Source organism: Pedobacter sp. L105, assembly GCF_009765875.1.
GTDB lineage: Bacteria > Bacteroidota > Bacteroidia > Sphingobacteriales > Sphingobacteriaceae > Pedobacter.
Genome location: NZ_LMUP01000002.1, coordinates 223425 through 237242 on the forward strand (window position 1 = coordinate 223425; position 13818 = coordinate 237242).

General features: G+C 39.4%; 14 protein-coding genes. 8 read left to right on the forward strand and 6 right to left on the reverse strand.

The annotated features are described in order from the left end of the window. Window positions 1-20 precede the first annotated feature (20 nt). Both GSQ84_RS02130 and GSQ84_RS02135 read right to left on the reverse strand, forming a co-directional pair. On the reverse strand, window positions 21-1286 hold the full coding sequence (locus tag GSQ84_RS02130) for a HAMP domain-containing sensor histidine kinase (protein WP_158795603.1): 1266 nt from the start codon (window positions 1284-1286) through the stop codon (window positions 21-23). Then, entirely contained in the window at window positions 1283-1675 is a 393-nt protein-coding gene (locus GSQ84_RS02135) for a winged helix-turn-helix domain-containing protein (protein ID WP_158795604.1), read from the reverse strand. Before GSQ84_RS02135 ends, GSQ84_RS02130 begins: the two co-directional genes overlap by 4 nt. A 215-nt stretch (window positions 1676-1890) precedes the next feature. On the opposite strand from GSQ84_RS02135, the gene GSQ84_RS02140 reads away from it, so the two are divergent. Beyond that, window positions 1891-3390: a glycosyltransferase family 39 protein gene (locus tag GSQ84_RS02140; protein WP_158795605.1), complete on the forward strand. Its 1500-nt coding sequence runs from the start codon at window positions 1891-1893 to the stop codon at window positions 3388-3390. Here the strand turns inward: GSQ84_RS02140 and GSQ84_RS02145 are convergent. After that, window positions 3369-4046, reverse strand: coding sequence for a response regulator transcription factor (locus GSQ84_RS02145; RefSeq protein ID WP_158795606.1), 678 nt, complete (start codon window positions 4044-4046; stop codon window positions 3369-3371). The genes GSQ84_RS02140 and GSQ84_RS02145 overlap by 22 nt on opposite strands. Before the next feature lie 210 nt (window positions 4047-4256). Between GSQ84_RS02145 and GSQ84_RS02150 the strand changes: the two genes are divergently transcribed. The 5 genes from GSQ84_RS02150 to GSQ84_RS02170 all read left to right on the forward strand — a co-directional run bounded on the left by GSQ84_RS02150 (window position 4257) and on the right by GSQ84_RS02170 (window position 7719). Further along, a complete protein-coding gene (locus tag GSQ84_RS02150) occupies window positions 4257-5096 on the forward strand; it encodes an ATP-binding cassette domain-containing protein (protein WP_158795607.1) in 840 nt (279 codons plus the stop codon). An 8-nt stretch (window positions 5097-5104) separates the two neighbouring features. Then, the gene (locus GSQ84_RS02155) at window positions 5105-5899 is read left to right on the forward strand and encodes a hypothetical protein (protein ID WP_158795608.1); all 795 of its coding nucleotides are present in this window, start codon (window positions 5105-5107) and stop codon (window positions 5897-5899) included. Then, complete coding sequence (locus tag GSQ84_RS02160; RefSeq protein WP_158795609.1) at window positions 5900-6271, forward strand: GntR family transcriptional regulator; 372 nt, start codon at window positions 5900-5902, stop codon at window positions 6269-6271. Between the two features lie 6 nt (window positions 6272-6277). Next, window positions 6278-6994 carry a hypothetical protein gene (locus GSQ84_RS02165; RefSeq protein ID WP_158795610.1) on the forward strand — a complete coding sequence of 239 codons (717 nt, stop codon included), beginning with the start codon at window positions 6278-6280 and terminating at the stop codon, window positions 6992-6994. Between the two features lie 311 nt (window positions 6995-7305). Then, window positions 7306-7719, forward strand: coding sequence for an EamA family transporter (locus GSQ84_RS02170; RefSeq protein ID WP_158795611.1), 414 nt, complete (start codon window positions 7306-7308; stop codon window positions 7717-7719). Window positions 7720-7893: 174 nt separating this feature from the next. Here GSQ84_RS02170 and GSQ84_RS02175 read toward each other — a convergent pair whose 3' ends face one another. After that, window positions 7894-10359: a TonB-dependent receptor gene (locus GSQ84_RS02175; protein ID WP_158795612.1), complete on the reverse strand. Its 2466-nt coding sequence runs from the start codon at window positions 10357-10359 to the stop codon at window positions 7894-7896. 129 nt (window positions 10360-10488) lie between these two features. Here GSQ84_RS02175 and GSQ84_RS02180 point away from each other — a divergent pair, with 129 nt between their 5' ends. After that, window positions 10489-11142, forward strand: coding sequence for a metal-dependent transcriptional regulator (locus GSQ84_RS02180; RefSeq protein WP_158795613.1), 654 nt, complete (start codon window positions 10489-10491; stop codon window positions 11140-11142). On the opposite strand, the gene GSQ84_RS02185 is transcribed toward GSQ84_RS02180, so the two are convergent. After that, a complete protein-coding gene (locus GSQ84_RS02185) occupies window positions 11132-11932 on the reverse strand; it encodes an alpha/beta fold hydrolase (protein ID WP_158795614.1) in 801 nt (266 codons plus the stop codon). The two genes, GSQ84_RS02180 and GSQ84_RS02185, sit on opposite strands and share 11 nt — an antisense overlap. Window positions 11933-12071: 139 nt before the next feature. Here GSQ84_RS02185 and GSQ84_RS02190 point away from each other — a divergent pair, with 139 nt between their 5' ends. Next, complete coding sequence (locus GSQ84_RS02190; RefSeq protein WP_158795615.1) at window positions 12072-12413, forward strand: MerR family transcriptional regulator; 342 nt, start codon at window positions 12072-12074, stop codon at window positions 12411-12413. A gap of 27 nt (window positions 12414-12440) precedes the next feature. On the opposite strand, the gene GSQ84_RS02195 is transcribed toward GSQ84_RS02190, so the two are convergent. After that, window positions 12441-13796, reverse strand: a complete 1356-nt coding sequence (locus GSQ84_RS02195) for an APC family permease (protein WP_158795616.1) — start codon at window positions 13794-13796, stop codon at window positions 12441-12443. Window positions 13797-13818 lie beyond the last annotated feature (22 nt).

The window sequence follows — 13818 nt, forward strand, 5'->3', positions numbered from 1 at the left end:
AGCCTGTGCGTAGCGTCGTATCAGCTCGTTAAGCTATCCCAGTAAAACACAAAATGATGTTGTTCATCAGCAAAATGATATTGGATCTTCACGCCAGACTGATCGCAGATTTGCTTCACAATGGAAAGCCCCAAACCGTTATGCTGGCTATGCTGCGCTTCTTTGTAAAAACGATTAAATAATTTGAGCTTATCGAGTGGTTTACCATTTCCGGTATTACTAATCTGCAGCAGTCCTGCTTTCAATTTAATAGTAATATTCCCTCCTTTAACATTATGCCTGCCAGCATTGCTCAACAGGTTATTCAACAGGATCTCTATCAGTTCAGGATTTATAATCAGCGAAGAGTGATCCAGAACAGTTATAACATCAATCCCGTTACCCATCCAGAACTCCTTAAACTGGTCCAGTTTCTCTCTAACCCGCTCCTCCATATCGATTAGTTCTACCTGCCCATATTGAAGGTTCTCTATTTTTGCGAGCAGGAGCAGCGACTGATTTAACTTGGCCAACCGGTGTATACCAGAATAAATACTTTTTAAGGCATCACTCTGACTTTCCGACAATCCCTCCTCTTGTATCACCAGGTCTAATTTAGAACGCATAATAGCCAATGGTGTCTGCATTTCATGCGATGCATTTTCTGTAAATTCCTTTAATATCCTGTAATCATCTTTAGCGCTGTTAATCACTTCAGAAAGGGTGTGGTTCATAAAAGAAAACTCCTCGATATCAGTTTCTGGTAAACTTGGCATTACTTTATTTCCCAGCTTAAATCCTCTCAGTTGATTAATAGTTGCATAGAACGGATGCCATAATTTTCTTAAGATCAATTGGTTCACCAAAATAGAAATCAGGATAATAGCCAGCATCATCCCCAGGGTAGTAAAAACTATGGTCAGCGTGAGCAGCTTTGTTCCTTCCAGTGGTTTATCTATATTAATTTCATACAATTTCCCTTTTACTTTTTGTGTGAAAATCAGCTGACGGAACATCCCCATACGATGTTCTTCAGGATCGTAAAGCCTAACCAGTGAATATTTCTTTTTAACAGGCGCCGGAATCACATGGTAATTAACGTCTACCTCTTCAAAGTTTTTAAATACAGGCAGCGCATCGTTTTTACCTACATATTCCTCCAAACGTTCTTTGTATTCTTTCAGTGTATCATCCAGCTCATGGATCAGTACTAAATTGATAATACCGTAATAAACGGCCCCCGAAATAATGAAAACGGCAATCATTACCGTCAGGTTGATGCGGTTATACTTGGTAAATAGTTTCATTGAGTTGTTGAAACAGGTATGATGAATTTATATCCCATACCATAGATGGCTTTAATGTAATCAGGGCAACCAGCCTTTATCAGCTTATTGCGTAAGTTTTTAATATGGGAATAGATCGAATCGTAATTATCGTACAGATTTACATCATCGCCCCATAAATGATCTATGATAGCTTCTTTAGTAACAACCCTGTTTCTATTGGTGATTAAATACGTTAACAGCTTAAACTCTTTACGTGTTAATAGAACGGATAAACCATCAACTACCAGGGCCTTACCTTTAAGGTCCAGTACCAACCCGCCAATAACGATTTCTTTACACCCAGCTTCAAAATAATTCTTCATACTATCCGACAGATCCTTTTCGTCTTCGATAATCAATAATTTCATGACCAATTAAAAGCAAAGAAATAAGGCAATACTGATTTAATTCTGTAGAAGATCAAATACTTAATCATTTGATCATACCTTCTAAATATCAATTTAACCCTAATCTAAATTTCCGAAAGCAACTTCAAACATTCCTCAAAATTGACAGCTAACATCGCCTATTATTCAGTTGCCATACTTAAAAAATGGGATAAATAAGATGGGTAAGGAAAATTATGAAGACAAGAATGAAGGGCTTTCAGCAAAAAGCTGAAAAGAAAGAACAGCTATTAACAGGTCTTGTTATCTCTATAGTTTTACTAAGGTTTGTATTTGTTTTTATCATGGGGCCAATGCCACAGGATGCCTATTATTTTTTCTACAGTCAGCATCCTGCATTGTCTTACTTCGATCATCCGCCCATGATCGCTTATCTGCTCAGTATGTTTACTACTGTTTTAGGTAAAAATATCATCGCCATAAAATTTGCAGATACTTGCACTACGCTGGCGGGCATAGCCCTGTTTTATCAGCTGGGAAAGTGTTTTCTGGAAGGGCAAAAACTGACTAACGCTTTATATTTATTGTTATCCACCTTAATGGTAACTATTCTATCATTGGTATCCACGCCCGATACCCCATTGGTTTTATTCTGGACCTGGTCACTATGCCTGATTTACCAGGCAATTTTTAAAGACAAACCCGTTTATTGGTTGTGGTCGGGCATAGTGATGGGGCTTACTTTTGACAGTAAATACACCGCTATATTACTGCCTGCCGGGGTCATTTTGTTTTTATTATTATCACCAGCATACCGTCGTTCATTACTATCAGTATGGTTCTGGCTCTCTGTAATTAGCTTTTTCATTGTTATTTCCCCGGTAATCGTCTGGAATGCCCAGCATCATTTTGCTTCTTTTAAATTTCAGGGTGCTTCCAGGGTAAACGATACCACAGGAATACATATTCAGCTTAAATATTTCTTCGGTTTGATCGGTCACCAGTTGCTGGTGGTGATGCCTGTTTTATTGATTGCCATATTTTATTATACTTTCCGTGTGAGTAAAAAACGTCAATTCAGCTTTCCCAGGATTGAGCCAAAAACACTTTTTCTATTATGCTTTTTTCTGCCGATGATCTGCGGCTTTACATTCGTTTCGTTCTTTTGCTGGGTAAAACTGAACTGGCTAATGCCGGCTTATATCACGGGTACGATTTTGGCCGCCGGTTATCTCCCCCGAAAATGGGTAACGTACCAGGTCTATTTGTCTCTTGTCATACATCTGTTGCTGGTTGTAGAGATTATTTTATATCCGTTTCCGGTACAGTCTGATGATACATGGTTTGGCTGGCAGGACCTGGCTGCACAGGTTACACAACTTAAGAAAACGTACCCGAAAACATTTGTATTTTCTGCTGATGGTTATAAAACCTCCGCAGAACTTAACCTGCTGATGAAAGGTTTTACCTATTCGCAGAACGTGATTGGCGAAAATGCATTACAATTTGATTATGTTAATGCCGACCTATCTGTGCTCCACGGGAAAGATGCCTTATTTATTGACTCAGATCCACATTTTAAAAACGAAGAAAAATCAAATCAACCGAATGGGTCTTTGCTTCATTATTTTAGCTCAGTAAAAGAATTACAGCCGATTATCATCAGGAAAAATGGGAAAGCCGTCCGCAAATTCCTGGTCTATTATTGCAGTAATTACGCGATCACAAATTTATAACCCATTCCATAAGCAACTTTGATATAGTCAGGACAGCCGGCCTGCACCAGCTTTTTACGCAGGTTTTTAATATGGGCATAAATAAAATCGTAGTTATCTGCCATCTCAATATTACTTCCCCACAAATGTTCTACCATAGCTTCTTTAGTGACCACTTTATTTTTATTACTCACAAAGTACAGCAGTAACTCATATTCCTTTCTGGTAAGCGGGATTTCCAAGTCGTCCAGCTTTAATGTCTTTTGAAAAATATCCAGTACAAGCTGATCAATGGTGATCTTATTTTTTCCTTCAAAAGAACGCCTGCGTATAATTGAAGTTACCCTCGCACCCAACTCTGCCAGATGAAAAGGCTTAGACAGGTAATCATCGGCACCTGTTTGTAATCCAGCAATTTTATCATCCAATGAATTACGGGCACTGATAATGATCACTCCTTCTGCCTTACCCATAGCTTTTAATTCCTTTAGCACATCCAACCCATTGCCATTGGGCAGTGTGATATCTAAAATGATGCATACATACTCATTCAGATGAATTTTTTGCATGGCAGCATAATAATCATAAACCGGCTCGCAAAGAAAATCCTCACTGGCCAGGTAAATACAAATACTATCAGAAAGCTCTTTTTCGTCTTCTATGACTAACAGTTTCATTGGGTCTGGATTAATTGCTGCCAAATTAATTCACAAAACTGTTTTAATTCTGTTTTCATAGGATCATCATCAATTGAATAAAGGAATACCAGCCTATACTGAATAAGGTTCGCTGAGTTAAAATGCCCCGATTAAAGATTTATTCAAAAATATTCTTTTGTTATAAAACTATTCACTACGTTAGCAGTGTAATACTTAACTACTACACTGATGATAGATATTTCAAACTTATCCTTTGGTTACAGCAACAAGCATTTGCTGTATAAGAACCTCTCCCTTTCCATCCAAAATGGAAATATTTATGGTTTGCTGGGGAAAAATGGTGCTGGTAAATCTACGCTCCTAAAAAACATTGCTGGTATCTTATTCCCTACTGATGGAAACGTTACCGTGGATGAAATGAACCCGAAAAGGAGAAATCCCTCCTTCCTGAGAACTGTTTATTACATTCCTGAAGAAGTATATGTCCCTGCATTAACCATCAAACAGTACTTAAGTCTTTTTGCCGTTTTTTATCCGAATTTTAATGTGGAACAACTCCATAAGTATTTAAAGGAACTGGAGGTAGAGGTTCCTGGTAAACTCAATGCTTTGTCTTTCGGTCAGCAGAAGAAATTCATTATTGCTTTTGGATTAGCCTGTAATACCAAAGTGATATTGATGGATGAACCTACCAACGGATTAGATATTCCTTCAAAATCGCAGTTTAGAAAATTGATTGCCTCAGTAATGACAGAAGAACGGATCATATTTATTTCCACTCATCAAACCAGGGATCTGGAAAACCTAATTGACCAGGTGATCATCGTGGACAACGGGCAGTTATTATTACATGCTTCCATAGAAGAAATTTCTCAAAAGCTCTATTTCGAAACGGTCTCCGTAATCCCTGCCAATAACAAAATCTTATATCGTGAAAATGATCTGAAAGGGACGTCTATTGTAAGAGAGAATTTAACAGGTGAAGACTCCCGTATCAACCTGGAATATCTTTTCAACGGCGTAACTGCAGAACCTCAATTAACCAAAGAAATTTTTCAAAACAATTAACCACTCTCATGAACGATACATTTAACATTACAAGGTTCGGCTGGCTTTTTAGAAAATCAATCCTGGAACGTCCAACATTAATTTTAGGTTCCATAGCGGCTACTATGGCCATTACTTTTCTCTGTTATGCTTTTGTACAGGCAACAATTGGTGTTGAAAGGGCACAGGTAGTCTCTTTCATGGCTGGTTTTTTTATTGGAGGAAGTTTAATGGCCTCCTCGGTATTCAATTATTTTTCCTCGAATGCCAGCGGATCGTCTTTCCTGATGCTCCCTGCCTCACATTTTGAAAAATGGTTGTGCGGAATTTTAACAGCCGGAGTATTATTTACCTTAATCTTTTTGGGGTTTTACCGCGTAATCGATATTTTTTTTGTAAACCATTACCGCAATGGTCTTGATCCAAATAGCCCTGGTTATCAGAATCTCTATCATTCAGTAGATGTATTCGCTTTTGATAATCGAATTGCCCAAAGAATATACCTCATGTACGTGAATGTAGGGGCAACAATGCTGTTAGGTTCTTTGTATTTTAAAAAGGTAAGCTATATCAAAGTAGCACTTATCATCTGCACTTTTGTCGGCTGCACTTACCTGCTGAACCTGGTATTCATAACCTTTCTGTTCAAACATGTTGATGCGGCCAATCCCTTTGATCATGTATTCTTAAAGGTTGGAAATGAAGTAGGATTAATAGGCTTGCCCTACCCATTAGATAACGCTTTTCATATTTTATCACTTTATATTGTTCCAGCAATATTATTGTTAGTCGCCTACCTGCGACTTACGGAAAAAGAATTTTAAATGGAGTTTAGAGAAAAACAATCAATTTATCTACAGATAGCAGAATATGTATGTGAACAGATCTTACTTAAAAGCTGGCTGCCCGGCAATAAGATCTTAAGTATCCGCGACCTGGCCATATTCATGGAAGTAACGCCAAATACCATACAGCGTACTTATGATTTTTTGACCCAAAAACAAATTATAACGAACAAACGTGGTGTCGGTTATTTTGTAGAAGATGAAGGGATAGAACGTGTACTGGCTTTTAGAAGGGAACAATTTGTAGAAAATGAATTACCCGTAATTTTTAGAAACATGTACCTGCTTAACCTTAGTGCAGAAGAATTTAATACCCGGTTCAAAGATTTTATTAAAGAAAATTTCAACTAAAAAATTATGAAACTCAGTTCAATTATACTCCTGGTTATGCTGGCTTTATTTGTAACCAGCTTATTTGCCTCCGATCTGATCCTTAAAGACAGATACAATAAAATTGATAAAAGCGATGTATACTGGAATTATGAAAAAATATTAGAAAAACCCTTTAAACATATTAAACTTACAGGCGGGAATCTTACCAATATTGTATTCGAGCAAAACAAAAATTGCTCGGTGAGGGTTGCGGACTTCTGGGGTGGTTTTAAAAAGAGTAATATCAAAGCCTCTGTTGACCATGACACCTTATTTATTGAACTTCCTAATAACTATACCGACCTGATAGAAAAATCCTGGATGAAAAGTAAAGTCCTGGTTCGCATTGCAGCTCCAGAATTGTTATCGGTTGAAGGTTTTGACACTAATTTCGAAATCCAGAAATTCCAGCAGAAATCGTTAGATATTAATTTATCAGGCAAATCAAGACTAGAAGTAGAAAGTAATAATCACACTTTTGACACCCTTAATATTGTCCAAAAAGATTCTTCGTCAGTTGTTTTTGAGATGAATCCAGATATAAAAGAGTCACCCGATATGCAAGCCAGATTAGTAAATGCGAAACTGCAGGGAGTTTCCGCACTGGATATTGGGCACATGAAATTAAACAGCAGTAAACTTAATATTGGAGATAGTGCCGCGGTAATCCTTTCCGGTAAGTCTATAGGAAAAAATAAATAATTGATACTTTCAATAAAGTTGCACTGCCCCAACAAGTTAGACACTTTACGGGGCAGTGCAGTTTTTAAATTTTGGGGCGTTCAAGGTTGCAAAAAGGCTATTTTATTTTATTCAACCAGCAGACGGTAAGTACAGCTGTAGCGCACACTGGTATAAGATTAACAATTGTATACAGACAAGAGCAAGCAGGTTACACTACAGAATAATTACAGATTTAACTCTTAATATTACGAACCAGAACTGTTAAGCTATCCCTATGCTCAGGCAAAGATGATCATTTAAGGAGTTAGCGTATACATAAACAAAAAATTATGTGGTGGATATATGCACTCTTATCGGCGTTTTTTGCCGCAGTTACAGCCATCTTAGCCAAGATTGGTATTAAAGGAATTGACTCTAACCTGGCTACTGCCATAAGAACTGTGGTGGTTCTTATTTTAGCCTGGGCTATTGTCTTTTTTAAAAATGACCATCACGCACTGGCAAGCCTTACCCGGCAAAACTGGATCTTCCTTGGCCTTTCTGGTCTGGCGACCGGACTTTCCTGGGTCTTCTACTTTAAGGCGCTGTCTATGGGCAGGGTTTCACAGGTGGCGCCTGTTGATAAAGCCAGCGTCGCCATTGCCATCCTGCTGTCTGTTGTTTTCCTTGGAGAACCTTTAACCCTTAAAACAGGTATAGCGGTGCTCCTGATCATTGGTGGAACGCTTGTACTTATCTTTTGATAAATACGGTAAGATCAAACTATTCTGCTGTTATCTTATCAGAAGGAAGCCAGTTATCTGTTCCTCCCAATATATTTTTCACCGTATAAAGCTTTGCTTCTTCAGCACTCAGCTGCTTCGACCAGATCATATGATATATTATAAAGTTGTCCGCGGACCTTTGATAATTAAATCTTAAAAAGGAAATATTGCTTTAAAACTCATATTCCTGCCCATATTGTAAATACCTGAATGACCACTGGAAGAAGCGGAATAATATTCAAAATACTTTAACCGGTTTAAATTCGATTGATAAGCTTTATCAAATACATTATCTACCTGTACAAAAAGATTACAAAAGGTCTTTCCTGATTTACGTTTTAAGATTGTACCGGCACCGGCATTTAACAGTGCATAACCCGGCGTAGCCGTTTCAGTATTGTCCAATGCATAAAAATGATGCTGCGCAGCATAGGCATCCATTTCAGTTTTAAAATAAACCTCAGAAAAAATACCTTCTGTTTTTTGCAGCGTAACCTTCAGCTCAGAACGCAAATGCAATGGCGGGATAAAGGGAATATACTTTGCAGCACCGTTTGATGATTCAACCAATTCCTGGTTTTTGTTAATACCGGTTACATAAGAAATACTGTGGTTAAAAGCCAGCCATTTTAAATTCCGGGGATGTATATTCACAGTAAACTCTGCGCCATATAACCTGGCTGCCGATTGCTGATATTGATAAGTACTGTTACCGGGCACCAGTACTACCGGATTCCCCTTGGCGTCAGTTAATTTTGACTGATAGATATAATTGTTTACATAGTTATTGAAAAATTCAGCGATCAGATCCACATCTTTCAGGTAAGAAATCAGGCCGATATCTTCCTGGAGGCTAAATTCAGGTTTAAAACCCCGGTTACCCAGATAAACAATATGTGCACCCGGATCGAGCCCGTTTGAACCAATTTCAGTGATATTAGGGGCACGGTATCCGCGGGCCACATTTCCTTTGAGCAATAACTGCTCACTTACATTATAGGTTAAGCCCAGGCTCCCTGAAAAACCATGATAAACATTTTTAAACGCGGGAAACTGTAAATGTGCACCTGCGGTATCCGGCAGCCTGACCGAATGCTCAAATCCATTTTTTGCATTGGGGCCAACATAAAAATTGTTCCAACTGATCTGCCGCCTGTCATACCGGATGCCACCAGACAGATCCAACTTTCCGAAGTTCTTTTTAGCAAAGAAGAACATTCCGGCATCAAATAAATTATAATCCGGAATAGGGAAATCTGTAGCCTCCTTACTGCGGTTACCCTGGTACATTCCATTGATGCCTGCAGTACTTTCAATACCGCCAAAAGCTGGTAAATTATATTTCACATCATAATTCAGTGTATTGAGCACTACGTATAACCCTGCCTGTTCCGGTAGTGTGGGATGATTATATTCCCTCCGTATACTTTGCTGTAAACCAAATGAAGCACTCAGCGTTCCCTCCCCCAGTTTAACCTCATTGTGGCTATAGATACGATAATGCTGTATATGCTGATGAAGAGGTGATATCGTGTAAGACTTTAATTCATCGTCGGTTACAAGCGGTCTGTTTTTAATCTGGTCAGTATTCGTTTCACTTACCTGCCGGGAAAATTCCCGGGATAGTGAATCGCGACTACCATCGGGTATTTCCTGCTGGTTATCATATAGGGTAGCTGCAAATTGCGAATAACCCCATTTTTTATCTACCCTGCCCATGGCGGATAAATTATATTCCCTAAATCCTGTATTGTATACCAGGCCATCGATTTTATTCTGATAATCATGTGCTGCTTTAGCGGTAGACCTGAAAGTATACTTCCAGTCGCCTTTTTTATAAGACAGTCCAAGCGATGTACCTATCATTCCATTATTGGTATGGTAATCTGTAACCACATCACCTCTTATCCCTTCTGTATAACCTTCAGGTACCGCCGGAATCAGGTTAATCACGCCGGCTATTGCATCAGATCCATAAGTTAAACTGGCAGGGCCTTTCACTATTTCGGCACGGCCGATACCATACTGATCTATCTCGATCCCATGTTCATCTCCCCATTGCTGTCCCTCCTGCCGTATACCATCATATAAAGTCAGCACCCGGTTATAGCCTAATCCCCTGATAAAAGGTTTGGAGATATTTGGCCCTGTAGTTACTGCATTTACACCAGGAACACCCTTTACAATTGCATCAATAATATTATTGTTTACTTGTTCATTCATCTCCTTTTTTGTCATTACAGCGATCGGTACAGGATTTCTCCGCAAAAGCGTAGCTCTGGAAACACCTGTAACCACCACCTCATTTAATTTATTATGGTCTTCTTTAAGATTTACATTTAAGGTTGTGCCCAAACCAGGATGAATAGTTACCCGGATGAGTTCCGTTGCATAACCCATTGCAGATATTAACACCTGATAAGTACCTGCCGGGACAGCAGTAAAATTGTAATCCCCTTCAGCGCTGGTAACCGTAGCCATTTTCAGGCTTTTGATGGAAATAGTAATATGGGCCATTGGCCCGGCCTCTGCAGTTAGTTTTCCTTTTAAAGATCCATTTTGTGCCTGAACAGCAATGGAGGTGATCATCACCACTAAGAAAGATAGAATTTGTTTCATGTCTGGTTTATATTTAAAGTCAAAGCAAGTAAAAATAATTAGTTATACCTAATTTTATAAATTAGTATTTACTATTTTATGTTATTTGCTTTATTTATCTATTTTTGCAGACAGCCTTATCTGTCATCCATGAATACCTTATCAGAAGAAAATTATTTAAAAGCTATATTCAGCCTTACTCAAAAATCGGAAGAGAAAATAAGCCCGACAGCAATTGCCGAAACGATGGGTAACAATGCAGCCTCTGTAATTGACATGCTCAGAAAGCTAACGGATAAGCAGTTAATAGAATATGATAAGAAACAAGGTGTTCGTTTCACGCCAAAAGGCCTGAAAGATTCCATTCTCATTGTGAGAAAGCATCGTTTATGGGAAGTGTTTTTAGTAGAAAAATTGGGATTTCATTGGGATGAAATACATGATATTGCCGAAGAGCTGGAGCATGTGAGCAATATTTCAATGGCAGACAGACTGGATAAATTCCTGGGGTTCCCGGAATACGATCCGCATGGCGACCCTATACCTAAAGCCAATGGGAAATTACCTAAACCCTTTACCATCAGCTTAACTGAAGTAACCATAGGTAATACTTGTAAAGTGGGCGCTGTAAAAGATACAAGCAGCTCTTTTTTGCAATACCTGCTAAAATTGGGGATTGGTATTGGGTCGACAATAAAAGTGCTGGAAAGAATAGATTTTGACAAGTCCCTGGTCATACAGATCAACGGCCAGCATACCAATACCGTTTCTCAGCTCTTCAGCGAAAACATTCTTATTGCTTAAATGACGCAAAAAAGCCCAAAAGCAAATCGTTAATGATCTCCGGTGCTTCCAATACAACAAGATGGGAAGCATTTGGCACCACGTGGATATGCTCTGTATGAAGCGCTTCCGAGAGCATTTCGGCCGTTAATACAGGCGTACTTGTATCTTCTTCTCCCACAATCACCATTGCAGGAACGGAAATCTGCTTTAATCCCTCCAGGTTATCCAATGTAGAGATCATATCCCACATCGACGCATGAAACAATGGCTCCTGCCGGATAAGGATCTTGGTGATCAGGTCGATCACATCCGGCCGGCGTTCAGCAAAACCTGGTGTAAACCATCTCGCCAGTGATACCGGAGCTAATGCCCTGATACCTTCATTACGAACAAACCTGGCGCGTTCTTTTAAGGCAGTGCGTACCGGCTCCGGAAAGGTACATGATGTACCGATCAGCGTTAAAGAACGCACAAGATCCGGCCGTTCCAGCGCAGCTGTCTGAATGACCATCCCGCCAAAGGATATACCTGCTAAATGGACAGGTCCCGCATTTAAGTCTGTGATCAGCCGGATCAAAACTGCTGCGAATTTTGTAAAGGACAGTTCACCGGGTAACTGCTCAGAAAGACCATGACCAGGTAAATCAAGTGCAACTACATCATAATCCTGTTGAAGCGCAGCAATTTGACTTCCCCATAGGGTAAGATCCAACCCAACGGCATGGACCAGCACAACCGGGGTACCGCCACGGGGACCAGTTCTCACTTTATGGATCGTATAATGATCTGAGGCTGAATGATTTTCCATTTATACTATATTGATTAAAATGTTTTTTGTAATTTTACTATGGCAATTGTTACAAAACACTAATAATTGTAACTTGACAACAAATGTAAGGCAATAACGTATCTCCCAGCATTATTTGTCACATTATTACAAATTCATTATGAAACCAAAAGAAATTGACAAGGCAGATATTGAGATCCTGATGGATGTAGATTTTTTAGTTTCTGTTATTGTTGCTATAGGGGAAGTAGCCAATATCACTGGTGTGCCACAAAGGAAAATCAGGTATTGGGATGAAAAAGGGATCATCGAACCCGTAGATAAAACATCCACCTACAGGCAGTATAATTATTTGAACATCAAAAAAGTTGTATTGGTACAGGAACTGCTGGATGAAGGTTTTACCCTGGATGCGGCGGCTAAAAAGGTAAATGAGAGGTATACCAAAGTGGCTGAAGTATTTAAGCGTGTATCAGCATTAAAAGATCATCAGAAAAAATAGCTGTAGCCCTAACCTTATTGCACTTCTTTACTCTGTAAGCTCATTCTTTATTTGAAAGGGCCACTCCTTTTGCAGCTTTGACTTGATCAGGTAAACTACTATTCCTGTGCCAATAACGATCAAACCACCTATAACCAATGTAAGGCCGGTGGCTATAAGAATACCGCCCCACATCAGGATAGCTAAATATACCGGTAATGGGAAAAATGGCATTTTATAAGGAAATTCAACTTTCGTTCTTGCTTTTCTCAGCAAGAGCAAGCCCACTGCCTGCGCTATAAACTGTACCAGTATACGCATGGCCAATATCGCACTGATCACATCACTCAGTTTAAATAACAAGCTAAAAACAAAAGCAACTCCCCCTAAAAACAACAGTGAGATATAAGGGAAATTCCCTTTGGGATGGAGTTTTGCAAATATTTCAAAAAATGCTCCATCAGCTGCCGCAGCATAAGGAACCCTGCTATAACCCAGCGTAGCTGAAAATACAGAAGCAAAGGCCACCAGTAATACCAGACAGGTAATCAATTTTGCGGCAAACGGGCCAGCCAGCTGCTGCATAAATTCACTGATCACAAACTTACTGTCTTTTGCCTGCTGCCAGGGAATAACACTCACCACGCTTACATTCATACACAGGTAAAGCAGCGCAATGCCGGCAATGGAGAGGAACATACTTCTTGGGATGTTCTTTGAAGGATTGATAATATCCCCTCCCAAATGGCATACGTTATAATAACCCAAATAGCTATATACACTTTTCACACTGGCAAAACCAATGGCCGTAACAAAAGCAAAGTTCAGTGTGAGGCCATCATTCATATGTTTGATGGGATGCATAAAATTGCCATGGGCAATCCCTCCGCCGATAATCCAGAACATGGTAAGCAATACTGCCGACCACAATACAACGCTTATTTTACCAATAGATTCAATTTTACGGTATAGCAACAGCACAATGGCAATTACCACCCCGCCACTTAATGCCTTAGCAGCAATTACAGGTAATGGCAGCAGATAAGAGAAGTAGGCCGAAAAACCAATTGCAGCTGAAGCGATCACCAGTGGTGCCTGGATCATAGTTTGCCAGACAAATAAGAAACTCATAAGTTTGCCCCAATCCTTTTTGCCATAAGTTTCTTTAAGGAAATTATAAGATCCCCCGGCCAGTGGAAAAGCGGCGCCCAGTTCACTCCATACCATTGCATCCACCATGGATAAAAAAGCACCTGCCAGCCATGCATATAAAAAGAAAGGGCCATTCATCATTCCTATTACCATCGGTAAAGTGATGAATGGCCCTATACCTACCATATCAGTCATATTAATTGCAGTAGCCTGCAACAAGCCGAGGCTTCGTTCCGGAGTTTTTTGAGACATATATTCTAATTCTTTGACTGGT